Origin of the sequence: Bacillus sp. ZY-1-1, from assembly GCF_003047165.1 — a bacterium.
GTDB lineage: Bacteria > Bacillota > Bacilli > Bacillales > Bacillaceae > Bacillus > Bacillus velezensis.
Map to the genome: position 1 here is coordinate 3655462 of NZ_CP027061.1, position 22690 is coordinate 3678151.

At 44.9% G+C, this 22690-nt stretch carries 24 protein-coding genes; 7 read left to right on the top strand and 17 right to left on the bottom strand.

Annotation, left to right across the window (positions count from 1 at the left end; all coding sequences use genetic code 11):
- Positions 1–367: 367 nt before the first annotated feature.
- A complete protein-coding gene (gltP, locus tag C5I45_RS18260) occupies positions 368–1618 on the top strand; it encodes a glutamate-aspartate/proton symporter GltP (protein ID WP_014304261.1) in 1251 nt (416 codons plus the stop codon).
- A gap of 36 nt (positions 1619–1654) precedes the next feature.
- On the opposite strand, the gene trhO is transcribed toward gltP, so the two are convergent.
- From trhO to C5I45_RS18305, 9 genes are all read right to left on the bottom strand, one after another.
- Positions 1655–2623 carry an oxygen-dependent tRNA uridine(34) hydroxylase TrhO gene (trhO, locus tag C5I45_RS18265; protein ID WP_003156708.1) on the bottom strand — a complete coding sequence of 323 codons (969 nt, stop codon included), beginning with the start codon at positions 2621–2623 and terminating at the stop codon, positions 1655–1657.
- 106 nt (positions 2624–2729) lie between these two features.
- On the bottom strand, positions 2730–3005 hold the full coding sequence (locus C5I45_RS18270) for a hypothetical protein (RefSeq protein ID WP_003156709.1): 276 nt from the start codon (positions 3003–3005) through the stop codon (positions 2730–2732).
- Positions 3006–3047: 42 nt separating this feature from the next.
- Positions 3048–3863 (bottom strand): phosphatidylserine decarboxylase, encoded by an 816-nt coding sequence (locus C5I45_RS18275; RefSeq protein ID WP_003156710.1) that lies wholly within the window; start codon positions 3861–3863, stop codon positions 3048–3050.
- The gene (locus C5I45_RS18280; RefSeq protein ID WP_003156711.1) at positions 3856–4344 is read right to left on the bottom strand and encodes a DedA family protein; all 489 of its coding nucleotides are present in this window, start codon (positions 4342–4344) and stop codon (positions 3856–3858) included. The genes C5I45_RS18275 and C5I45_RS18280 overlap by 8 nt, the downstream gene beginning before the upstream one ends.
- Positions 4335–4868 (bottom strand): CDP-diacylglycerol--serine O-phosphatidyltransferase, encoded by a 534-nt coding sequence (gene pssA, locus C5I45_RS18285; protein WP_003156712.1) that lies wholly within the window; start codon positions 4866–4868, stop codon positions 4335–4337. The genes C5I45_RS18280 and pssA overlap by 10 nt, the downstream gene beginning before the upstream one ends.
- Positions 4869–5345: 477 nt before the next feature.
- Positions 5346–6500 (bottom strand): phosphoribosylglycinamide formyltransferase 2, encoded by a 1155-nt coding sequence (purT, locus tag C5I45_RS18290; RefSeq protein ID WP_014304260.1) that lies wholly within the window; start codon positions 6498–6500, stop codon positions 5346–5348.
- Between the two features lie 81 nt (positions 6501–6581).
- Positions 6582–7652 (bottom strand): iron-containing alcohol dehydrogenase family protein, encoded by a 1071-nt coding sequence (locus C5I45_RS18295; protein WP_107994560.1) that lies wholly within the window; start codon positions 7650–7652, stop codon positions 6582–6584.
- 72 nt (positions 7653–7724) lie between these two features.
- Positions 7725–8195 carry a helix-turn-helix transcriptional regulator gene (locus C5I45_RS18300; protein ID WP_003156718.1) on the bottom strand — a complete coding sequence of 157 codons (471 nt, stop codon included), beginning with the start codon at positions 8193–8195 and terminating at the stop codon, positions 7725–7727.
- Between the two features lie 262 nt (positions 8196–8457).
- Positions 8458–8901, bottom strand: coding sequence for a hypothetical protein (locus tag C5I45_RS18305; RefSeq protein ID WP_014304257.1), 444 nt, complete (start codon positions 8899–8901; stop codon positions 8458–8460).
- Between the two features lie 364 nt (positions 8902–9265).
- On the opposite strand from C5I45_RS18305, the gene C5I45_RS18310 reads away from it, so the two are divergent.
- The 3 genes from C5I45_RS18310 to hpaB all read left to right on the top strand — a co-directional run bounded on the left by C5I45_RS18310 (position 9266) and on the right by hpaB (position 13534).
- Positions 9266–11440: a glycoside hydrolase domain-containing protein gene (locus C5I45_RS18310; RefSeq protein WP_107994561.1), complete on the top strand. Its 2175-nt coding sequence runs from the start codon at positions 9266–9268 to the stop codon at positions 11438–11440.
- A gap of 72 nt (positions 11441–11512) precedes the next feature.
- The gene (locus C5I45_RS18315) at positions 11513–11938 is read left to right on the top strand and encodes a hypothetical protein (RefSeq protein WP_015388753.1); all 426 of its coding nucleotides are present in this window, start codon (positions 11513–11515) and stop codon (positions 11936–11938) included.
- 150 nt (positions 11939–12088) lie between these two features.
- Positions 12089–13534 carry a 4-hydroxyphenylacetate 3-monooxygenase, oxygenase component gene (gene hpaB, locus C5I45_RS18320; RefSeq protein ID WP_107994562.1) on the top strand — a complete coding sequence of 482 codons (1446 nt, stop codon included), beginning with the start codon at positions 12089–12091 and terminating at the stop codon, positions 13532–13534.
- A 55-nt stretch (positions 13535–13589) separates the two neighbouring features.
- Here hpaB and C5I45_RS18325 read toward each other — a convergent pair whose 3' ends face one another.
- A complete protein-coding gene (locus C5I45_RS18325; protein ID WP_003156724.1) occupies positions 13590–13832 on the bottom strand; it encodes a DUF2651 family protein in 243 nt (80 codons plus the stop codon).
- 334 nt (positions 13833–14166) lie between these two features.
- Here C5I45_RS18325 and glpT point away from each other — a divergent pair, with 334 nt between their 5' ends.
- Entirely contained in the window at positions 14167–15501 is a 1335-nt protein-coding gene (gene glpT / locus C5I45_RS18335) for a glycerol-3-phosphate transporter (protein ID WP_003156725.1), read from the top strand.
- Positions 15502–15596: 95 nt separating this feature from the next.
- Positions 15597–16484 (top strand): glycerophosphodiester phosphodiesterase, encoded by an 888-nt coding sequence (locus C5I45_RS18340; RefSeq protein WP_003156727.1) that lies wholly within the window; start codon positions 15597–15599, stop codon positions 16482–16484.
- A 135-nt stretch (positions 16485–16619) separates the two neighbouring features.
- Here C5I45_RS18340 and C5I45_RS18345 read toward each other — a convergent pair whose 3' ends face one another.
- The 3 genes from C5I45_RS18345 to C5I45_RS18355 form a co-directional block, all read right to left on the bottom strand.
- Positions 16620–16847, bottom strand: a complete 228-nt coding sequence (locus C5I45_RS18345) for a DUF2651 family protein (RefSeq protein WP_107994563.1) — start codon at positions 16845–16847, stop codon at positions 16620–16622.
- 67 nt (positions 16848–16914) lie between these two features.
- Entirely contained in the window at positions 16915–18117 is a 1203-nt protein-coding gene (locus tag C5I45_RS18350) for a hypothetical protein (RefSeq protein ID WP_107994564.1), read from the bottom strand.
- 564 nt (positions 18118–18681) lie between these two features.
- The gene (locus C5I45_RS18355) at positions 18682–20301 is read right to left on the bottom strand and encodes a glutamate/serine transporter AimA (RefSeq protein ID WP_003156729.1); all 1620 of its coding nucleotides are present in this window, start codon (positions 20299–20301) and stop codon (positions 18682–18684) included.
- 185 nt (positions 20302–20486) lie between these two features.
- Between C5I45_RS18355 and C5I45_RS18360 the strand changes: the two genes are divergently transcribed.
- Positions 20487–20747 (top strand): hypothetical protein, encoded by a 261-nt coding sequence (locus C5I45_RS18360; protein ID WP_003156732.1) that lies wholly within the window; start codon positions 20487–20489, stop codon positions 20745–20747.
- A gap of 45 nt (positions 20748–20792) precedes the next feature.
- Here the strand turns inward: C5I45_RS18360 and C5I45_RS18365 are convergent, their stop codons facing one another.
- The 4 genes from C5I45_RS18365 to C5I45_RS18380 form a co-directional block, all read right to left on the bottom strand.
- Positions 20793–21491, bottom strand: coding sequence for a YqeB family protein (locus C5I45_RS18365; protein WP_014304252.1), 699 nt, complete (start codon positions 21489–21491; stop codon positions 20793–20795).
- A gap of 109 nt (positions 21492–21600) precedes the next feature.
- Positions 21601–21849 (bottom strand): sigma-G-dependent sporulation-specific acid-soluble spore protein CsgA, encoded by a 249-nt coding sequence (locus C5I45_RS18370; RefSeq protein WP_007408989.1) that lies wholly within the window; start codon positions 21847–21849, stop codon positions 21601–21603.
- A gap of 80 nt (positions 21850–21929) precedes the next feature.
- The gene (locus C5I45_RS18375) at positions 21930–22406 is read right to left on the bottom strand and encodes a DUF4879 domain-containing protein (protein WP_014304250.1); all 477 of its coding nucleotides are present in this window, start codon (positions 22404–22406) and stop codon (positions 21930–21932) included.
- 103 nt (positions 22407–22509) lie between these two features.
- Positions 22510–22689, bottom strand: coding sequence for a hypothetical protein (locus tag C5I45_RS18380; RefSeq protein ID WP_003156739.1), 180 nt, complete (start codon positions 22687–22689; stop codon positions 22510–22512).
- Position 22690 lies beyond the last annotated feature (1 nt).

Here is a 22690-nt window from a genome sequence, read left to right on the forward strand (position 1 = left end):
AAGCACACCTTTCTTCTAATTGTTTAAATTTTCAGTCTTCTCTGGGCTGCATGTTTTTTCTGTCCCGAATCTTGTGTGCACAGATATATGAGAATGCAGTTGACCATATCATATCAAATATACCACTTATAAGAGGATAATTATCAAAATTTTTAATATTTTCAGCGGAAATCTTTCTTTATTCTTATGCTCCTTCATTTTTTTCAATGAGGACTTTCTGTCATATTCAATGATTGCGCTTACATAATGTAAAGCAATCCTTCCTTTCGCACAGTCAATCATGTGACAAATTTATGGCGGACAGGAAGGTGGTTGCCGCCTGCTTCACGAATTACGTAAGAAATGCGCAAGTAAAAGGGGGATTCGCTTGAAAAAATTTATCGCATTCCAGATTTTGATCGCTTTAGCCATCGGAGCATTGATCGGCCATTTCTTCCCGGATTTCGGGATGGCGCTGCGGCCTGTAGGAGACGGATTTATCCGCCTGATTAAAATGATTGTCGTGCCGATCGTGTTTTCGACCATTGTTATCGGAGCCGCCGGCAGCGGCAGTATGAAAAAAATGGGCAGTCTCGGCATCAAAACGATTATTTGGTTTGAAGTGATTACGACGCTCGTTCTGGCGCTCGGTCTGTTATTGGCGAACGTGCTGAAGCCGGGAGTCGGACTTAACCTCTCTCATCTTGCTAAAAAAGACATTCACGAGCTTTCCGGCTATACGGAAAAAGTAGTCGATCTGAAACAAATGCTTCTTGATATTATCCCCGTTAACATCATTGACGTTATGGCGAAAAATGATCTTCTCGCCGTCATTTTTTTCGCGATCCTATTCGGTGTTGCCGCAGCCGGCATCGGCAAAGCCTCCGCACCTGTCATGAGTTTCTTCGAATCCACGGCAAATATTATGTTCAAGCTGACGCAGATGGTGATGGTCACCGCTCCGATCGGCGTTCTCGCCCTGATGGCCGCCTCCGTCGGGCAATTCGGAATCGCGCTTCTGCTCCCGATGCTGAAGCTGATCGGCACTGTGTTTCTCGGGCTGTTCCTGATCCTTTTCGTTCTGTTTCCGATCGTGGGGCTTATCTTTAAAATCAAGTACTTTGAAGTGCTGAAAATGATTTGGGATCTGTTTTTGATCGCTTTCTCCACGACAAGCACAGAAACCATTCTGCCTCAGCTGATGGATCGGATGGAGAAATACGGCTGTCCGAAGCGGGTCGTCTCCTTTGTGGTTCCGTCAGGTTTATCGCTTAACTGTGACGGTTCAAGCCTCTATTTATCGGTGTCCTGTATTTTCCTGGCGCAGGCGTTTCATGTGGAGATGCCGCTTTCTCAGCAGCTTCTGATGATGCTTGTGCTCGTCATGACAAGCAAAGGCATTGCCGCCGTCCCGTCAGGCTCACTCGTCGTGCTTCTGGCGACAGCGAATGCCGTCGGTCTCCCTGCGGAAGGCGTCGCCATCATTGCCGGTGTCGACCGCGTCATGGACATGGCGCGAACCGGTGTCAACGTGCCCGGCCATGCGGTCGCCTGCATCGTCGTATCCAAATGGGAAAAAGCCTTCACATATAAAGGACCCGTCACGGCAGACCAGACCGCCCGGACAGAAAGTATGTAAACACAAAAAAGACCACCTCATTGGTGGTCTTTTCTATTAATCAATCGCCGCATGATCCTCTTTTTCAATCAAAGCAAGGCGTTCATTGATTTCTTCCTGAGTCATTTCGTGCTCTTTCACATACATGTTTCGTTCGTTCGTACGGCATTCGTGACTGCAGCTGCGCATGTATTTGTATTCATTCTCAGGTGTGCAGATCATTTTTTTATTACATGCCGGATTTGCGCAGTTCACATAACGCTCGCACGGCTCGCCCGTGAAATAATCTTTTCCGATGATAACGTGCTCTACGCGGTTGACCGGTACGCTGATTCTTTCGTCAAACACATAGCACTGTCCGTCCCACAGCTGCCCTTGCACTTCAGGATCTTTACCGTAAGTGACGATACCGCCGTCAAGCTGGGACACGTCTTCAAAGCCCTGCTTCAGCAGCCAGCCGGAAAATTTCTCACAGCGTACGCCGCCTGTGCAGTACGTGAGGATTTTTTTGCCTTCAAGCATGTCTTTGTGTTCTTCAATCCAGTCCGGCAGCTCACGGAACGCCTCAATATCAGGTCTGACCGCTCCGCGGAAATGACCGAGGTCATACTCATAGTCGTTTCTGGCGTCGATCACGATCGTGTCAGGATCCTGCATTTGCTCATAAAAGTCTTTCGGTTTCAAATGCTTGCCCGTCGTGACATTCGGATCAACATCATCTTCGAGACGAAGCGTCACCAGCTCTTTTTTATGGCGCACAAACATTTTGCGGAATGCATGGCCGTCAGCCTCGTCAATTTTAATCGGCATGTCGGCAAAACGCGGATCAGCTTTCAGCGCATTCATGTATTGTTCCGTCTGTTCAACCGTTCCGGACACCGTGCCGTTAATGCCTTCCTCAGAAATCAAAATACGGCCTAACAGACCGAGCTCCTTACAAAACTTCAAATGCTGAGCCGTGAACTCTTCAGGCTCATCAATCTTTACATATTTATAATAAAGTAAAACTCTATATTGTTTTTCCATGATTTATACACCCTGTTCAATTATATTAATGATCACGCACACTATACTATATCATACAGGAAAACGGGCGAAAGATGAACATTTCCGTCCGTACTCTTTCTTCCAGTCACGCTTCGCCTTTTAAAACCTGCTGAAAATAAAACCGATACGTATTGCGCAAAAAGGTCTCAAGCGAAAGGCCGGCCGCGGTCTGATACTTGCCGATAATAAACGGAAAACGGTCACGGCCTTTTGCCCGCAGAAGATCGGCGCTGTCTTCAGCCAGTTCTGAGATGAGCGCCTCAACGACAGGCCGGCATGCATCCCGCACCGCTTCAAGAATTTGCTGATCGCCTGTATGCCGGTACTGTTCGATCAGCTTTCCCAAATCCTTTTCTTCCATAAAGTCCACTTCCTTACACCATATAAAAAAGAGGAGCAGCTTTTATAAAGCGGACGCCTCCTCCTGTGACTCCGCATAACCGATGATCTGACCGACCTGTAATTCACGGCCTTCAGTCAGGTTATCCGAAGGGGTAAACATACCTTTCTCGAATACTAAAATAACGGTCGATCCAAATGAAAAATAGCCCAGCTCTTCCCCCGTCTCAAGCCGGTTTCCGGTGTTTGTCTGAACGATCGAGTTAATATTCATCGCACCTACCGGAATCATGAGCATCTGCTGATCAGCACGGGTCAGCTCGTACACATAACGGTAATTTTTTGAGAGCACATCTTTCCCGTACTTTAACCCCATCGTATTAACGGGATAGGAGCGTTTCCCCAGCTCGGCCAGCTTTTTATACGTGCAGCTGACGGGAGAATGGAAGCGGTGGTAATGTCTCGGGCTCAGGTAAAGCACGGCAAAACACCCGCCGTTATACTTGTGATCGGCGCTTTTAAACCCCGTCAGTTCAGCGAACGAATAATCCTTCCCTTTTACCATGAAAGTTTGATTGGGATTAATCATGCCCACCGTCTGAACGACGCCGTCCACCGGGCTGACGATGGCGTTCTTCTCTTTTGCCACGGGGCGGAGATTCAAATTAATATCACGAATGAAAAATGACGCCAGTGAATCAAAGTCAGAAGCCGTGCGTTCCGTTTCATTCCAGTTAATGCGATAGTGTTTGGAAAACAGCGGAATCATCGGCTTGCTCAGTTTCGATTCACAGAAGTTTTTAATGAGATAAGACGTCAATCGATTATTAGTCAGTTCAATCAATGAACGGTAAAGAACTTTAGCGGCAGTATTAAACATTGATTACTCCTATGAATTTTCCTATAGTAATAAAAATAAAACACCATAAAAACGCTCCGATGGCGGCGAAGCATAAGTAGGTTTTGAATTCCATTCTGCCGATTCCGGAAAAGTAGCAGGTCACGTGTCTGATGCCGGGGATGAAATAACCTAAAATAATGGTGTACGGCCCGTACTTCTTCATCCACCTGTCTACTTTCTCCATCCTCTTTTCCTTCAGGCCGACCCATTTCCCGAACTTATTAATAAACGGCCGGCCGGCTTTTCTGCCGATGAAGTAGCTGATAATCATCCCAAGGAGCGCTCCGATAAAGCTGATCAGAATGGAGAGCCCGTAATTCAGCACGTTTAAATGAGCGAAGTAACCCACAAGCGTCATCATGACTTCATCCGGAATAGGCAATCCGATAATACCGAGTGTCAGCATAAGAAAAATCGCGATATATCCGTAATCGGATATTAATTGCTGAACTAATTCCATCTTCTGCTCTCCAGGTTTTCAGGCGCCTGTTTTTTAAAGTGCGGAAATTTAATGTTGCTGACCATTAAATAACCGAGCGCGATCGTTCCCGCCCCCAGAAGAAAAGCGTTATTGATAAAGCTCAAAATGACAAGACACATACCCGCAAACGGAATCGGCATCCCGATAAACGTCGGCAGCTTGCTTTGTTCAATATTAAATCTGGAAAGACGGATCATCCCGCAGATGCTGTAGGAAAGCGCGATTAAAATTCCGATGAACGGAAGCGTATATAGTGAAACACTGTAAGCGAGCATGGACGGCGCTACGCCGAACGTCACGAGATCAGCAAAAGAGTCAAGCTCCCTTCCCATCTCCGATACCGCGTTCAGCTTACGGGCGGCCAAACCGTCAAAGAAATCAAGAAACATCCCGGTGAAAATAAAGATCACCGCAGAGTGTATATTATGATACAAAAGGGAATGAATCGATAAGAGCCCGCAAATAAAATTTCCAATTGTAATCATACTAGGTATATAATTCACAGTTTACACAAACCTCCAATTAAAACCATATCAAATCGGACTGCGTATGCATAAAGACTCCATTTTACGGAAACATAAAATGAAATCCTTTCAATGCTATCATTCAAATTCTTTTATTATACAGCATTTGGTGTTATTTGAACAATCTAATCTGGTGATTTTTGTTTTTTCGCCGTTCATATTAAGGTAAGCAATCATGGTTTCCTCTATTCCGGATTACCCTGCTTAAATATTCCATGCTGCGATCCGGATTGTCCGTTCTTGATGAATGAAAAGCCGTATGATGTATTGTTATTTCCTTCTCCGTGAAATGAGAACATTACATATAACGATTGCGGACATAAAAAGTTTCAAGAATTAAAAAACCGGCACAAAACGGCCTCATACATTATCTCACAACCCTGTTTTCCAGTATATAGTCTGTCCAAACAAAAAAGGCGCCTTACCATTACGGTCAAAACGCCTTTTAAGATCATTTTATGTAATTGATAAATGACTGAGTGCTTCGGCCGCTCTTTCTCTGGCCTCTTCAACGGTCTCGGCTGCAGAAAGCGCAACCGCCATACGGCGTCCGACTTTCGTGACGGGTTTACCGAATACGCGGACCTGAGTGCTTTTTACCGCCAAAGCTTTCTCCAAACCTTCAACCGCATAATCAGCAAGCTCTTTGGGCGCCTTCAGCGGACGGCTTGCCCCCGGCGACAGCTGAATGATTTCCGGAATCGGGAATCCCAAGACCGCGCGGACATGCAGCGCAAACTCTGACAAATTTTGCGTCACAAGCGTTACGAGCCCCGTATCATGCGGACGGGGAGACACCTCGCTGAAATATACTTTATCTTCAGTAAGGAAAAGCTCCACCCCGAACAAACCGTATCCGCCGAGCTCGTCCGTTATGCTTTTCGCAATGTGTTTCGCCTCTTCAATCTGCTGTTCCGTCATATGATGAGGCTGCCATGATTCAATATAGTCACCGTCTTTTTGTTCATGTCCGATCGGCGCGCAAAAGGACGTACCGTTCGCCGCGCGCACTGTCAGAAGAGTGATTTCTGATTCAAACGGAATGAATTCCTCAACGATGACCCGGCCGTTTTTCACCCGGCCGCCTTCCATTGCCATGTCCCAGCAGCTTTTCAGCCCGGAAGCCGAGCGGCACACGCTTTGCCCTTTTCCGGAAGAGCTCATCAGCGGCTTTACCACGCACGGAAAGCCGATTGTTTCCGCCGCTTCTTTAAATTCTTCATATGTATTCGCGAATTCATAGCCGGCAGTCGGAAGATGAAGCGTCTCTGCCGCAAGCCGTCTGATGCCTTCACGGTCCATCGTCAGCTTTGCCGCACGCGCATTCGGAATGACGTGAAACCCTTCTTCCTCAAGCTTCAGCAGCTCATCCGTCGCAATGGCTTCCACTTCCGGCACGATCAAGTCCGGTTTTTCTTTCTCAATGACTTCTCTGACCTGCGCTTTATCAAGCATATCAATCACATAGCTTTTGTGCGCGGCCTGCATGGCGGGAGCATGCTCATAGCTGTCAACGGCTACAGTGACAACCCCGAGCCGCTGCGCTTCAATGACGACTTCTTTCCCCAGCTCGCCTGATCCTAATAACAACATCTTCTTCGCCTGATACATGTCCTTTGGCCCCTCCCTTTCTTTACCCCACTCATTATAACGGAAATATTCAAAAAATAAAGACAAGACAGATTACAAGCTCTATCCTGTCTTTTGTGCTGATTCGAGCGATTCAATCGCCGCTGACACGTCCTTCTCGCAATATTGCCCCATTAAGCATAACGATTCTTCCGCCCGGCAGGCGTGAGAAGCGATGCGGCGCTTTGCTTCCTCATGGTTGTCAAGGATGCCGAGAGCACAGAGACTGACGGGGAAACCGAGCCGGCGGTAAAACGGAAGCAGCTCTTCAATCTCATGTCTCCGATTCTCAAGCGCGAGCTGCACCAATATGCCGTAAGCAACCTTCTGGCCGTGCAGCACCTGATGTGTCTCCTGAAGAAAACTGAGGCCGTTGTGGACCGCATGCGCCCCTGCCATCCTGCACAAACGGCCGCCATACCCGCCGACCGTTCCCGCAAGCATAATGATCGTTTCCGCCGTATGGATGAACGGCACGGACAGCTCGCCTTTCTCCATGCTTACGACGGCGGCTTCACTGTAACGCAATAACAGATGACGGATATATTCCGCCTGTCTCAGTCCCGCCTGCGCCATCAGCGGCGGCGCTTCCTCCGTATTTCTGATGACCGCCTCGGCCTCATACCATTTCGCCAGCGTATCACCGATCCCGCTTTTCATATATTCAATGGGAGAGGAAAGCAAAAACAGCGGATCAACAAGCGTCAAATAGCTTGAACGCTTGTGATAATCAACTCTGATAAAATTGCCGCTCTCATCATATATGACACTCAACGGCGTACTTGCCGCACACGTCCCCGTAATGGAAGGAAGCATCACAGCCTCAATATCAAGGCGGTCTGCCGCCGCTTTTGCCAAATCCAAAATCGTGCCGCCTCCGATACCGATGATCACATCCGCGTCTTCCGCCTGCCCGCAGACCTTACGCACCGCCTCAGGTGAACAGTATCCTTTGTGCTGAATCACATCCCAGGAAGAACCGCCGCCGTAATCGGAGAACGCCTGATAAGATTTGATTCCGGTCACAATAACGGGTTTTCTGAATGTCTCCAGCAGCCCCGGAAGTTCTTTTGCGATTCCTTCCTTGCATATGTACTGATTCGGGCCGCTTCGGACGATATCTTCAGGCTTCATGCGAATCTCTCCTTTGGCTGGAATTTATACATATTTTCTCACTTGTCAGAAAATACATCAACCGGAGGTGCGTCAGCGCTTCGCTTCCTCCGCCTCCAAAAACAGCTCATCAAGCCGCTCCAAAGCTTCTGCCTTTTCAAAACTGCTGAACCACAGATCATCATAAGAATCAAGGATGCGGTAATGGTGGGAAATCAAATGCTGCTGCAAGCGGAACTCGCCTTTTTTCTCGATGGCTTTCCACCACACCTTGCCGCCCATCGTCTTCCCCTTCGGCCTGTCAATTGTGCGGTGAGCAACCGTTTCAATGACCTCCAGCGGATCATCTCCTAATACGGATTGCAGTGTTTCACTTGATCTGAAAAGCGCGCAAACCGCCACAACGTGCGGCCATTCCGCAAGCGCCCGCCCTTTCTCAATCTGCACCAGCGACTTTTTAGAAAGGCCGATCACATCCGCCATTTTCTCCTGTGTGTAGCCTCTCTCCGACCGGATTTTCTTCAGCTGGACTGAGACAAGCTCAGTCATATAATCTTGATCCATCTCAACCTCCATTTTTATCAATATAGCCATTTTACACCGCGGCACGCCTTTTTTATATCAGAACATTTTCAAACAAATCAAAAGGACCCGGGATCGGCTTTTCATTGAAGCGATGTACCTTTCCGCATAATCCAGAATGATGCGGTGAATACAAACGTACGCCCGAAGAGACAGGTGCGGGCTCCCTGGCGGTTGAGCTCCGGAGAAAATAAAAAGCTGCCGCAGCTGCGGCAGCTAAAACATTATAAGCTGAAAATCAAAATTATGAAGCGAATACAATCCAACTCGCACTATAATTGACACGTTTTTTCGAACCTTGATTGACCATTTTAAATCGGTATGAATCTCCTTTTTTTAACAAAGGTGTTTCAAAATAAGTCGTTCCATTTTTCTTTGCATTGGCGGTTTTGATTGTTTTCCAGGCACCTTTGCCGTTGACTTGCTTTTGAACGTATATTTTATACGTGCCCTTCCCTTTACTGTTGGATTTAAAAGTCACGGCTCTCAAGCTGTACTTTTTTGTCGTCTTAGTGAATTTAGGATGATATGTATTGATCACATAGTTAGTGAAATACCCGCTTTTATAAGTATGAAGCCAGTCTTTAGCCTCTGCTTTTTGCGGAGAAGAAAAACCCATAAAACCAATTCCGCTGATTAAAAGAGTAAAAATAATGATGAGCGACTTAAAAATCTTTTTGCTTTTCATCGAGAAAATCCTTCCTTCCTGTAACTATTTACCCTATTTATGTTAATGACAATATAGCTAATCATAAATCCGTCCAACTAACCATTTTGACTGCAGGGAGAGATGAAAACAGCCCTGAAAATGACTATATGACTACTACTTATGATTCTTGTTATTTTTGATTAAGTGATAAAGTTACTTTAAAGCGCTATCCATTTTGCTGTTTTTGTATCAATTGTCATAGAGAGATCTTTACCTATCAATGCCTCTCTATCGGCGTTTGTATGATGGGGCTGTCCTCTGACAAACTCCTACGCCCATGACAAACTGTCATACGTTTGCCACCTATGAATGAACGCACACTACACGTAATGGAGGGATTCCAATGGACGAAATGGTCCTGGAAACACAACAATGGCTGAATGAGACGTACAAAGGCAGACACGGGTACAACAAGGTGCCGGAAAACGGAAAAACAGGCTGGGCTACCATTTACGGTCTGACACGGGCGCTTCAAATTGAGCTCGGTATTTCAGAACCCGCCGATAACTTCGGACCGACGACACAAAGATTGTTTAAACCGTTGAAAAAGCAGGCTCCCGATTCTAAGCCGACAAACATGAATTACATTCTGCAGGGGGCGCTGTGGTGTAAAGGGTTTAACCCGGGCGGATTTTCTGGCGTTTTCTATGAAAATACCGAAAGCGCTGTAAAAGAGTTTCAAAAAGCGGCCGGACTTACTAAGCAAGACGGCATTGTCACGGCACTCATTATGAAGGCTTTGCTGGATATGAGCGCTTTTCGGTTAGTAGCGGGAGGCGACAAAAGAATCCGCCAAATCCAGCAGAACCTGAACCGGGATTACAATGACTACATCGGCTTGATGCCTTGTGACGGCTTATATGCCCGCAATACAAACAAGGCTCTCATTTATGCTCTGCAAAAAGAAGAAGGCATGAGCACAAGCGTCGCCAATGGATTTTTCGGGAACGGAACGACCAGCTTATGTCCTACCTTGACTCCCGGCGATTCACGGACAGGCTTTGTTTTGATTGTTCAATACGCGCTTTACTGTAATGGGAAATCATTTGACCCCGGTGAATTCGACGGAAAATACGGCGTCGGAGTTGTATCGGCAGTGAAAGCTTTCCAAGAATTTATGTGCCTGCCGCAGACAGGTTATGCGGACATGCCGACGATTAAAGCTTTATTATCAAGCTCAGGTGACACAACGCGGGCTGCTTCAGCTTGTGACACCGCTGCCATTTTGACGGCAGATACGGCTAAAACTTTGCGTGAGAATGGCTATAAGATCGTGGGAAGATATCTGACCGGGAATGTGCGGACTAGCAGCGGACTGACATCGAAAGCGTTAACGTCAAAAGAACTTTCCGCGATTTTCAATGCCGGCTTAAGCGTGTTTCCGATTTATCAGGACGGCGGCTATGAATCTTCTTATTTTGTAAAAGACCAAGGAACGAGAGATGCGTACAGCGCTGCATCAGCCGCCCGAAGATTAGGTTTTCCGTCAGGAACGACCATTTACTTTGCCGTCGATTTTGATGCGTATGATTATGAAGTCACGGATAAAATCATCCCTTACTTCCAAGAAATCAAGTCAGCTTTTATGAAAATGCAGGCGTTCTCAACTGCGCCGAAATATGAAATCGGGGTATACGGACCGAGAAACATTTGTATCCGGACGTCAGAAGCAGGTCTGACCAAATATAGCTTTACGGCTAACATGTCGACCGGATTCAGCGGCAACCTCGGATACCCGATGCCGAAAAACTGGGCTTTTGATCAATTTTATGAAGGAACGATCGGAAGCGGAGCGGGAAAAGTCGCCATTGACAAAGACGGATACTCCGGAAAAGACTCGGGTGCAAGCAGCGTCCATCCGCCTTCTGATCCCGTGTATGATGCAAGACTGCGCACACTGACGGACATTTTAACAACCATTCCTGCTTTAGAAAATATATCGAATCTTGCGAATGCCATGTTTGAATTCGACAAGACAGAAACCATTTATGCATCACCTGAAATGGATATTCTTTTATCTACTTCACTTTTGGCAACAGTGCCAAGCGAAGGTTCTCCCAACACAGTTACCATTACAAATGGCAAACCGGGAGCTTATATTACCGGTCTGATGGGAGATTCACAAGTCTCTTTTACAGCATCACAAATTGATTCGTATCAAAACCTGCTTAACAGTCTGAGCTTGTCAGTCCGCAACGGTTATTTAGAAGTGTATGTCAATCCGGCTGCGGGATCGCTGAATATTCAATTTAAAATTTATACACCTGATATTCCGGTCGGCGACAGTGCTACTACTGGACTAACAACTACCATTACATTTAAAATAAAACAAAAGAGCTTCAGATTGCCGGATTCCGAAGAGGTGTACTCTCCGGATTGGGATTCTGTCGTGAATACCATGGCTATTGCAGGCGCAGGAATTATTGTTATTGTAGGGATCGGTGCTTTAGTCGTTTTAGCACCTGAATTAGGAGGAGCTGCAGCCTTGTTCAGCACAGTTTTATCACTATTTCTATAATTGAACAGGCAGCTCCTTGCTCCAGGAATGCTCAATGAGTATTCTTGGAGTTATTTTTTAAGGAGGATTCGTATGAAGATTGATATGCAGACATACAAGGACACCGTTCAAAAAATAGAAAATGATTTGATTCCGCGAAGTCAAAATGACAAAGAACTGCTTACATATTTAATGAAACAAGATTCGCTCACACTGAATCAAATGAAAATGTGTTTCACTGAACCGCTCCTCACCTTCCAACATACTGTCAAAATCGTATGTACAGTCACATTCATCACGTTATATATCTTTTTTTTCAGCACTCATTTTAATGATTTGATTGAAATGGCTCTGCAGATGGTTTTTGGCCTGGCCGGCCTTGTTTGGATTTTTGCTGTATTTCCGTTTTCAAGGAAAATCCAAGTGTCTGACCGTTTCAGACAAAAATCTGAAAACACCCGTATCACCGGAATGATAGACTTTGTCCTCGAACAACGATACAAAGACATGATCAGTTAAAAACCCCTCTGCTTAAGGGGTTTTTTTATGATGCAATCCCTTCACCCCCCTTATCAAAAAAGGCTCTTCCCCTTTGGAAATAACCGGAACACCCAATTTCGTTTTCAATATAATGAGGTAGTGGATCTGCAAAGAAAGAAGGGCGACATGATGGGTATCATTAATGGCAAAATGTTCATTGACCGATTAAATCAGCTAGGAAATGAGATTTGGCTTGATGGTGAAAAGATCGAGGGACAGATTTCTGAACATCCCGCATTTAAGGGCCTTCTGGAAACGAAGCGCTCTCTTTATGATTTGCAAACGAAACCGGACATGAAAGATCAAATGACTTACAGTCTTCCCGGTAAAAAAGAACGGGCCGGGCTTTCATACATGCAGCCGAAAACGAAAGAAGACGTAAAAAGAAGAAGAAACATGTTCGAACATTGGGCCAGACACACGCACGGAATGATGGGACGAAGCCCGGATTATATGAATACCGTGCTGATGAGCTTCGCCTCCTCTGCCGCGCTTTTGAAAGACCGTGATCATTGTTTTCCGGAACATGTTCAAGCGCTGTACGAACGCGCTGCCGCACAGGATCTTTCTTTTACGCACACGTTTATCACCCCTCAGGTGAATCGTTCACAAATGGGTGTAAACGTATCGCCGACACCTATCTCGGCAAAAGTCGTCGATAAAAATGAAAAAGGCCTCATCATACACGGCGCGCGGATTTTAGCCACACAAGGCGGCCTGACGGATGAAGTGCTCGTGGTTTCTCTGCCTAAGATGTATTTTGAATCGGATGAAGCGTTCGCTTTTTCAATCCCTTCCAATACAAAGGGAGTAAAATTCATCTGCAGGGAATCTTTCGTACTCGGAAAATCATCGTTTGATTATCCGCTCAGCTCAAGATATGAAGAAATGGATTCTATCGTTGTATTTGATCACGTTTTGGTCCCTTGGGAACGCGTATTTTTTTACAATAATTATGAGGCGGCTTTTGATTTTAATATGAAAAGCTCTTTTAACGCCTTCGCATTTCATCAAGTTATCACGAGACAAATTGTAAAGACGGAGTTTCTCCTGGGCCTCGCCCAAACGCTTGTCGATGCGATAGATGTGGGGGAATATCAGCATATTCAGGCCAAGATGGCTGAGATCATCACCGGTCTGGAAACGATGAAAGCCCTTTTGGAAAAGTCGGAGAATGATGCGGAAACAGACGAATGGGGTTATATGCGTCCGAGTGTCACTCCGCTTCGCGTGGTCAGCGCGATTTTCCCTGACATCTACCCGCGCTTCACGGAAATCATCCAGCTGATCGGGGCAAGCGGAATGGTGACTTTGCCGACTGAAAAAGCGTTCCGTTCCGACATCAGAGGAGACCTTGACCAATATTTACAGGCGGCCGAATTGAACGCTGAGGACCGGGTAAAAGTGTTCCGCCTCGCATGGGATTTGACCATGAGCCCCTTTGGAACAAGGCAGACACAATATGAGCGGTACTTCTTCGGTGACCCCGTCCGCTTAGCCAGCCATCTGTACAGAAGCTATCCGAAAGAAGAACAGACCGCGGTCATCAAGGAATTCCTGCACATTCATAAATAAAACAAAGCAGAGAACGCATCTCTGCTTTTGATAGCTGGATCGGCTGCCGCCGATCCTATTTTTTATTTTGGCTGATCACCACCATCGTAATATGCGATAACGCGAAAGAGACGAGCGTGTATACGACGGCCCACCCGATAAACGAGAAATTCAATATGGTAAAGGTGCATATAAGGCAAACGGCCAAAGCGGCAGCCGGCATAATGAACGCGTTTTTAAACAGGTACGTTCCGGCGACTGACAGGATGATGATACAAAGCGGCAGAACACCGAACGCAAAATCCAATTCATCAATCAACAGATGCACTCCCTTCGCTTTTCTTAGTTCGGCCTAACACATCTTATGCCTGAGTACAAAATCGAGTACATCAAATCTTTCGCGCTCCGGCTGATATTCCCTCCGGTTATTTATTCAAAAAAATGAAAACTTTCCTTAAAGCGTTTACATTCACGCCAGACTGTGATAATTTAAGAAAGCGCTATCATATACAAGTTAATGATTTTTGGATGGAGATGAGGAGAACCAGGAAACCGCGCCCTTTCATAAGGGTGATTTCTGGTTCTTTTTGTCATTTTCAAGGAAAGGAGTCATACATACATCATGATAGACGTTCAGCAAAGGGGAGGATATGATGTTTCAATTGTTCAAGCCGGCTCCGCATATTGAGAGATTGGATGATTCAAAGACGGATGCGGCCTATAAACGGCTCAGGCTGCAGGTATTTTTGGGGATTTTCATCGGGTATGCCGGGTATTATTTACTTCGCAAAAACTTTGCCTTCGCTATTCCTTATTTTCAGGAACAAGGGTTTTCAAAAGGGGAACTTGGCTTGGTGCTTGCGGCCGTATCAATCGCTTACGGCTTCAGCAAATTTATTATGGGGATGGTGTCTGACCGCTGCAACCCGAGGTATTTCCTTGCGACAGGTCTGTTTTTGTCAGGTGTCGTCAACATTTTATTTGTTTCCATGCCATGGGTCACGTCAAGCGTGACGATTATGTTCATTTTTATGTTTATTAACGGATGGTTTCAAGGGATGGGCTGGCCGCCTTGCGGACGGACGATGGCTCATTGGTTTTCCATCAGTGAACGCGGAACGAAAATGTCGATATGGAATGTCGCCCATAACATAGGCGGAGGTATTCTCGCCCCGCTCGTGACTCTCGGCATCGCCATGTTTGTTACTTGGAAAAGCGTATTTTTCTTTCCGGCGATTATCGCCATCGTCATTTCATTTGTGATTGTTCTTCTCGTTCGGGACACGCCGCAATCCTGCGGGCTTCCGCCGATTGAAGAATACCGGAATGACTATCCGAAACATGCGTTCAAAGACCAGGAAAAAGAGATGACGACCAAAGAAATTCTTTTCAAATACGTGCTGAATAATAAATTTCTGTGGTATATCGCATTTGCCAATGTCTTTGTTTATTTCGTGCGGTACGGTGTCGTTGACTGGGCGCCGACTTATTTGACGGAAGCGAAAGGGTTCTCTCCTGAAGATTCCAGATGGTCTTATTTCCTTTATGAATATGCGGGAATTCCGGGAACGATTTTGTGCGGCTGGATCAGCGACCGATTTTTCAAAAGCCGCCGCGCACCGGCCGGCGTGCTGTTCATGGCCGGCGTATTTATCGCTGTATTGGTCTACTGGCTTAACCCTGCCGGTCATCCGCTCATCGATAATATCGCGCTGATCAGCATCGGATTCTTAATCTATGGGCCTGTCATGCTGATCGGACTTCAGGCCATTGACCTTGCGCCTAAAAAAGCGGCGGGAACGGCAGCCGGCTTAACCGGGTTTTTCGGCTACATCGGAGGCTCTGCTTTCGCCAACGCCATCATGGGTTATGTCGTAGACCGCTTTGACTGGAACGGCGGCTTTATCATGCTTATCTCCTCATGCGTGCTGTCCATCGTCTTCTTGGCGATGACGTGGAATACGGGCAAGCGGGCGGAGCATGTGTAAGAAAACAACATAAAAGATTAATATTTTTGCAGTACAGCATTTACAACGATTTTCTACACTAGAGACAGATATTGATTTTTAAGGGGGAAGAAAACATGCGGAAACATAAGTTGTTTGCTTTGGTATTGCTTTCATTCGGTTTATTGTCATTCATCGTCACGCCTGTATCGGCGGCGGGAAAAGGAAACCTCTTGTCTCCTGACAGAATTTTAACCATTGCCCATCGCGGTGCTTCGGGGTATGTCCCGGAGCACACGATCCTTTCTTATGAAACTGCGCAAAAAATGAAGGCTGACTATATTGAGCTGGATTTACAAATGACAAAAGACGGCAAGCTGATCGTCATGCATGATGAAAAACTGGACCGCACCACAAACGGACAAGGCTGGGTGAAGGATCATACATTAGCAGAGATTCAAAAGCTCGACGCCGGTTCTTGGTTCAATAAGGCCTATCCGGAAAAAGCAAAACCGCAATACGCCGGACTTCGCGTTCCCACACTTGATGACGTGTTAAAACGGTTCGGCAGACATGCAAACTATTATATTGAAACAAAGGCGCCTGAAACATATCCGGGTATGGAAGAAAAACTGATCGCCTCACTGAAAAAATACAAATTGGCAGGTAAGCATGCGAAACTTGGACAAGTTATCATTCAGTCTTTCAGCAGGGAGAGCCTTCTGAAAATCAAACAGCTCGATCCGAAACTTCCCGCCGTCCAATTGCTTGAAGCGGAACAGATGACCTCAATGACTGACGCAGATTTAACAGACATCAAAACATATGCCGTCGGAATCGGACCGGATTACAAAGCGCTGAACGCTCAAAATGTCCGAAACATTCGCAGCCACGGCCTACTGCTTCACCCTTACACCGTGAACAGCGAGACGGACATGCGCCGTCTGCTGAATTGGGGCGTAACCGGTGTGTTCACCAACTATGCGGATATATTTCAAAAGGTTAAAAAAGAATATAAATCATAAAGCCAGCATGGGTTCGGAGATGATGCCGAACCCATGTTTTTTTGCCTGATAATGCAAACGCCAGCATGGGTTATATAGCGGGCGGGGCATGTTATTTAAAGGCTGAGAATCACCTTTTTAATCAAAGGAATATAATTATTTATTTCTATTATCTATTTTCTTCCTTATACTATTTGTAATATATGATAATATTAGTGATACTAAACCATAGACAACAACCCATCCCCAGAAAGATAGATTAAAAACAGTAAACATTAGTATGACAGAAACAACTATGCTGACAAGCGGCATTATATACACTTTTTTGAAAATATAAGTGAATATAATCGATAGAATACCAAAAGCAATATCTAGCTCATCCATTATTATTCTCCTTTGTGGATTTAATTTCCTCTTAAGTATACTCTCTCAGCTGTCTAGCCATTTATATCTAATCACTCCATACTTCTTTGTTTTTCTTAATCATAAAAAAGTCATATTCAGAAACATGGGTATTGTTAATAATTTTTTCAAGTCCTCTGATAGGAGTAGATTTTAATTTTTTTCCGTTTTTATAAGAGTAAGAATTAATCACATATTTCCCGCCCTTGCTTATTTCTAACAAGAAAATTTCAGACTCGTCAAAATAAGTGAATTTTGCTTGGTTTTCAAATTTTGTTGACCTATGTAATGGGAGTTTTTTCTTCGGCTTCATACTTTTCAGATCGAAAGTATAAAGTATTGAATTAGCTGCCAAATGATATAAAGTGTCATTTTTCACAAAAAAGTTATTAGTGGAAAGAGGAATAGCCAGCTGAGAAATCTCATCAGGGATATGATAACTGCCTAAAGGATATGCACCTTTAAACTTATTATGCTTTAAATCAATTTCTGCTACTTTGAATTGTACTTTGTTTGATTTATCCGTTTGGTTATATAGTATAAAAAAGGCTGAGCTTTTTTTAACTATTATCTGTGAATAAACACTCCAATTTTCTTCATTTAATATAGGAATTGTTGTTCCTTTCCCTACTGTAACTTTATCTTTATCTATTTTAATACCCTGAAAAGTCGGTGTTTTGATTGAAGAATCTTCATTTATCACGTAAATATATTCACCGTCATTACCGGTACTTGTATAGAAACCCGGAATAACCTTTTCATGAAATCCACTGCTGTTACCCCATCTGATTAAACTATTATAATGGTTTTCACCGACTCCTTGATTATTCAAAAAATAAAAGATATTTTCTTTTATTAAATGGCCTGATGATTGCCCATAACTTGTATGTACTTGATGCTGCATCGGGAATTTTTTAAAGTTATCGCCTATCATATAAACTTCTTTTTTGTCCTGTCTAACTATGTTTTTTTCATCTTGTGCAATGGTTCCAACTTCAATAGCATCTCCTTTTACAGCTGTTGCTTTTCCTTTTTCATCAATATATACAGTATAACTCCCATCTTTAGGGTAATCTATTGTAGTTGAATAATATATAGCTGCAATTTTATCATTCAAGAAATTCTTTTCTTTTTCTGTTTCAGTTTGTTTAACATCAGAAACTGTATTAGTATATTTAAAAGTTCCGATACATATAAATATACCTATTAATACTATGACCGCAATTATTATTAACCACTTAATCTTGTTCAAATATAATCTCACTCCTTAAAATAATATGACTCCCTAAATAAACTTAGGGAGTGAAAATAATTCATCTAATTGTTTTAATAGTTTTTGTATAACCGGAATCTCTGATGTCTCTAGGGTAGACGCCCAGTCCTAATTTTCGCGTTTTCATACTTATTACCTCCTGCTATTTGTTTATTCTCCTATATTTTAATTTATTATACAATTATTGTAATCTCAACTTACGTACTGTATTTTTTCTGTGGTTAATTATTTGTTTTGTCTCTAAAACTTTGACTTTGGAGTACAGGAAAAAGGATAAAGCATGGAGAAGAAGAAACATAAAAGATTAATAGTTGCCCAACATATCTTTTACATTCATTGTTTAGTATGGATGGCAGTTATTGATAAGGCGGAGAAATCGTGAAAAAAAAGAATACTGGCCTTGGTTGTTCGTCGTTAGGTTTGCTCTCAATCATCGTCCGCCTGTATCGAGCCAGCATGGGTTCGGAGATGATGCCGAACCCATGTTTTTTTGCCTGATCAAAAAACCTTGCGGGAACGTTACCGCAAGGTTTTTATCAATCATTATTCTTTTCCGGCAGCGGCTTCCGCCTGCCCGCCTTTTAATTGATCGTTGATTGCTTTGGCGTCTTTCAAATACTCAGTCTTGAATCCGCTCTTCAGCGCCCACGCATAGAAGGCAAGGGCAACGATTGCGATCAGCCCCATATCCCATCCGTACGGAATGATGTTCAGACCGCCGAATTTTTCACTTCCGAGCCATGAAATGACCATCATGCTGAGCAGATAGACAACCATCCAAACGCCGCCTTTAAAGTTTCTGCGGAATCCTTTCCACTTCGCTTTCGCTTGGTAGTAGAAATAAATCGGAAGGCCGATCAAAATGATAAACAGCACCTGCCCTGTTAACGGCCAGCGCGCCCAATACAGCACGAGAGACGCGAACACGAAGCCGAGCGGTGCAACCACGCTGAGTCCTTTCAGACGGAGAGGCCTGTACAAATCCGCCGCCGTCCTCCGCAGCGTCATTACCGTCACGGGACCCGTGATATAAGAAATCAGCGTCGCTACGGAAATGATTTCAGCAAGCACGCCCCATCCTCTGAATAAAAACAGAAAGATAAACGATACGATCAGGTTGAAAATCATCGCTTGGCGCGGCACGCCGTACAGCGGATGAAGCTTTCCGAAAATGCTCGGCATATATTTATTTTTTTCCATGCCGTAAATCATGCGTGACGTCGTAGCGGTATATGTGATGCCCGTTCCCGACGGAGATACGAACGCATCCGCATAAAGAATAATGACAAGCCAGTTGATATTCAATGCGATCGCCAAATCGGCAAATGGAGAGTTAAAGTTCAGGTGACTCCAGCCGTGAACGATCATGGAAGGTTCAACCGCACCGATAAATGCGATTTGCAATAGGACGTAAATGACGGTTGCGACCAGCAGCGAACCGACAACCGCAATCGGAATCGATTTGCCGGGATTTTTTGCTTCTCCGGCCATGTTAATCGGGCTTTGAAACCCGTTAAACGCAAATACGATACCTGATGTGGCCACCGCCGTCAGCACGCTCGCCCAGCCGTTCGGCGCAATGCTTGAACCGGATGTGAAGTTTCCGCCGTGAAAACCGGTAAACAGCAGCGCTCCGATTGTCAGCCCCGGAATAATAATTTTAAAGATGGTAATCAATGAATTCGCTTTTGAAAACAAGTTAACTGTCCAATAATTCAGTAAAAAGTAAATAATCAGCAATACGGATGCGAAGCCGAGCCCCTCTCCCGTAAGTGTGCCGTTGTGAACGAGATTGCTTGTCCACTTTGCCCAGTCCCACGGCCATGAGCTCATATATTGAACAGACGCAACCGCCTCCACCGGAATAACGGAAACAATCGCAATCCAGTTTGCCCATCCTGCGATAAATCCAATAAATGATCCATGAGAATATTGAGTATATTTTACCATTCCCCCGGCTTCCGGGAACATTGAACCCAATTCACTGTAAGAAAGTGCGATAAACAAAATTACGATCATACCGATAATCCAGGAAATAATTGCGGCAGGTCCCGCAATCTGAGCCGCCCGCCACGCCCCGAATAACCAACCGGAGCCAATCATCGACCCAAGTCCGACCATCATGAGTGCAAACGTTCCCATTCTGCGATGTAATTGATTCATAAAGTTAACACCTTTCAATTAAAATATGACTCCAGCGCTATCATATATTTATAATATTATTCTGAAAATAGTTTTGTCAATCTTTATCGCATTAAAGCGGCAAGCCAAAATTAACCTTCCGATGTTTAAACAGCCGTTAAGCGGGAATAACTACTGCAAGCCAGAAATAGAAAGGAGTTTTTATCGTGAAACAAAAACTGCTCATTTCAGGACTTGCCGTGTCGACTGTCGGAGTGACTTCCTACCTGCTCAAAGATAAATCAAACCGCCAAAAGGTGATGAACTTTATCCGCAATATGAAAACATCGCTCTCCGGGAAGCAGGATATTGAATCATTCCCCGTCAACAAAGCAGGCAACCCGCATCCCGAAGATATTGAAGATAACAAAATGGTATCCGAAGGCTCCATGTACCCGGTTCAATATTATGATGACAAGAAGAAATAATCTGTTCCCGGGCTGCCCGGCCGTATCAAACGGCGGCAGCTTTTTTTATGCAGACGGCGTTTTATAGATCCGCCAATATTGGCGCGATCCTTTCTCCCGCACGGTAATGCCCAGTTTGGATATTTCCGCTTTCAGCTCTTTCGCATCAGCCTTTTCCTCCTCTTTCAGCGCCTTTTCTCTCGCTTTTAAAAGAGCATTTGCCCCGGGCTCCAAATCCGGCGTGTCCGGCACCCACCGTTTGTATTCTTCTTTAAAAGGATCTTCCGTTCCCAGCCAGACATACCCATGCGCGCGAAACGCATCAGCCGCTTTTTCAACCGCCGGCTCAAGCTTCTCCCGAAAAAGCTCCTGTCCTTCAGTGCCTAATAAGACAAGATACTTCCCATCCGTAAACACACCGGAAATGCTGTCTTTCGAAAACACGCTTTCTTCATTATATATGGTTAAGGACACCCCGCTGTCCGTCACGACTGCCACAAGACTTTCTTTAAAAGCTGCCCGCGTCAGCCACACTCCCCCAATTAAGCCGATAACGGCGGTTGCAGCCGCAGCCTTCCATCCGTGAAAGGAAGCGATTATTTCCAGCGGCCCGTGAAAAGGCAGCCAATCCAATGTTACGGCCCACTTCGCAATGACCGGCAGAAACCATCCGATGACCAGCCCCAATAATGGCGGCACCAGATAAACCAAAGCTTTTTCAACCGATGACAACTCAAGAACCGTCTGTTTTTTTATTTCGTTCATGTTTCTCCTCCGTCTGTGTTTTTCACAACTATCCATTATACAAAGGGTTGGATGATTCTGTAAACTGGTTCTGAAACAATAAAAAGCCTCCCGGCGGCCGGGAGGCTTTTTAAAACAGGAGCTCATATACTTCATTCAATTCCATCGTGCGCTTCTCATCCTGCTCGTTCTCAGCATATTTGATTTCCTTTTCAAGCACCTGATTCAGCGCATCCATTTCCAGATCATTTAGATCTTTCACGAACTCGCCCTCATTTGCATAATGCTTCACCTGAAGCTTTTTATAAATCCCCCGGCACACATCATGCTCCAAGTGGTTCGAAAGCGACTCGCGCAAATATCCGAGTGTCCTGTCCATCATGTAAGCCCTCCCTTTTCTTTAGGAATAGCTTCCCGGAAAGAGAGAAAAACTATACATGAAAGCACCGGGCGGCTGTTTTAACTCTGTACCTGAATGGAGAAAAATCCGCTGCTTAACGGCGTGTACGGCCCGTTCAGCCCCGTTGCGGAGAAAGAGAACGTTCCTGAACTGACATAAGAAAGAGGAACGCTGTAATATTTAATATAGCCTGTAACGATATTGCCGTTTTTCGTATATTCATCTTCCAGCGCTTTTGACGTAAGATTTGTAATATTCGTTCCGTTGTTAAACGCCTGGATCGTATTATTGTTCGGATACCCTTGGAAATATACGGCTAAATAACCCGTTGTCCCCTTCATCGGTTTTGATGCGCTGATTTGGTTCGGACCGATATTTTCCCATTGGTAATTCTGACCGTCAGACGTCACACCGATAATACGGATTTGTGTTAAAGCAGGAGCCGGCGCCGCAGACGCTGACGGAGCCCACAACCCGCTCACAAGCAACAAAGCAGCGGCGGCCGCGGCAAATAGCATAACGAGTCTCTTTTTCATGTTTCTTCCTCCTCTTAATCTTTTCGTAGAATCCTATACTATTTTACATGATTCCCAAGGAAAAAGATTACATTTTATAAAAGAGTCCGGAATATTTTGTGAACTAGATATGAAACGCTCTGGAAACGCCATTGATTATGAGAAAGATGCCGCAGATTCTTAACACGACTCTTGAGCTTCTGTCATCCTTACCGAAAAAGGTTTTTCCGAGCCAGCCGATCCATACGTTCATTGCGGCTCCAGCAAGCACTTCTATGATTCCGATGATTTCTGCCATATACAAA

Coding starts and splice junctions, on each gene's coding strand:
- trhO (WP_003156708.1), bottom strand. CDS start 2,623: ATGGAAAAACAATATAGAGTTTTACTTTATTATAAATATGTAAAGATT.
- C5I45_RS18270 (WP_003156709.1), bottom strand. CDS start 3,005: ATGGAAGAAAAGGATTTGGGAAAGCTGATCGAACAGTACCGGCATACA.
- C5I45_RS18275 (WP_003156710.1), bottom strand. CDS start 3,863: ATGTTTAATACTGCCGCTAAAGTTCTTTACCGTTCATTGATTGAACTG.
- C5I45_RS18280 (WP_003156711.1), bottom strand. CDS start 4,344: ATGGAATTAGTTCAGCAATTAATATCCGATTACGGATATATCGCGATT.
- purT (WP_014304260.1), bottom strand. CDS start 6,500: ATGTATCAGGCGAAGAAGATGTTGTTATTAGGATCAGGCGAGCTGGGG.
- C5I45_RS18295 (WP_107994560.1), bottom strand. CDS start 7,652: ATGAAGCCTGAAGATATCGTCCGAAGCGGCCCGAATCAGTACATATGC.
- C5I45_RS18300 (WP_003156718.1), bottom strand. CDS start 8,195: ATGGATCAAGATTATATGACTGAGCTTGTCTCAGTCCAGCTGAAGAAA.
- C5I45_RS18305 (WP_014304257.1), bottom strand. CDS start 8,901: ATGAAAAGCAAAAAGATTTTTAAGTCGCTCATCATTATTTTTACTCTT.
- C5I45_RS18310 (WP_107994561.1), top strand. CDS start 9,266: ATGGACGAAATGGTCCTGGAAACACAACAATGGCTGAATGAGACGTAC.
- C5I45_RS18315 (WP_015388753.1), top strand. CDS start 11,513: ATGAAGATTGATATGCAGACATACAAGGACACCGTTCAAAAAATAGAA.
- hpaB (WP_107994562.1), top strand. CDS start 12,089: ATGGGTATCATTAATGGCAAAATGTTCATTGACCGATTAAATCAGCTA.
- glpT (WP_003156725.1), top strand. CDS start 14,167: ATGTTTCAATTGTTCAAGCCGGCTCCGCATATTGAGAGATTGGATGAT.
- C5I45_RS18340 (WP_003156727.1), top strand. CDS start 15,597: ATGCGGAAACATAAGTTGTTTGCTTTGGTATTGCTTTCATTCGGTTTA.
- C5I45_RS18345 (WP_107994563.1), bottom strand. CDS start 16,847: ATGGATGAGCTAGATATTGCTTTTGGTATTCTATCGATTATATTCACT.
- C5I45_RS18355 (WP_003156729.1), bottom strand. CDS start 20,301: ATGAATCAATTACATCGCAGAATGGGAACGTTTGCACTCATGATGGTC.
- C5I45_RS18365 (WP_014304252.1), bottom strand. CDS start 21,491: ATGAACGAAATAAAAAAACAGACGGTTCTTGAGTTGTCATCGGTTGAA.
- C5I45_RS18370 (WP_007408989.1), bottom strand. CDS start 21,849: ATGGACAGGACACTCGGATATTTGCGCGAGTCGCTTTCGAACCACTTG.
- C5I45_RS18375 (WP_014304250.1), bottom strand. CDS start 22,406: ATGAAAAAGAGACTCGTTATGCTATTTGCCGCGGCCGCCGCTGCTTTG.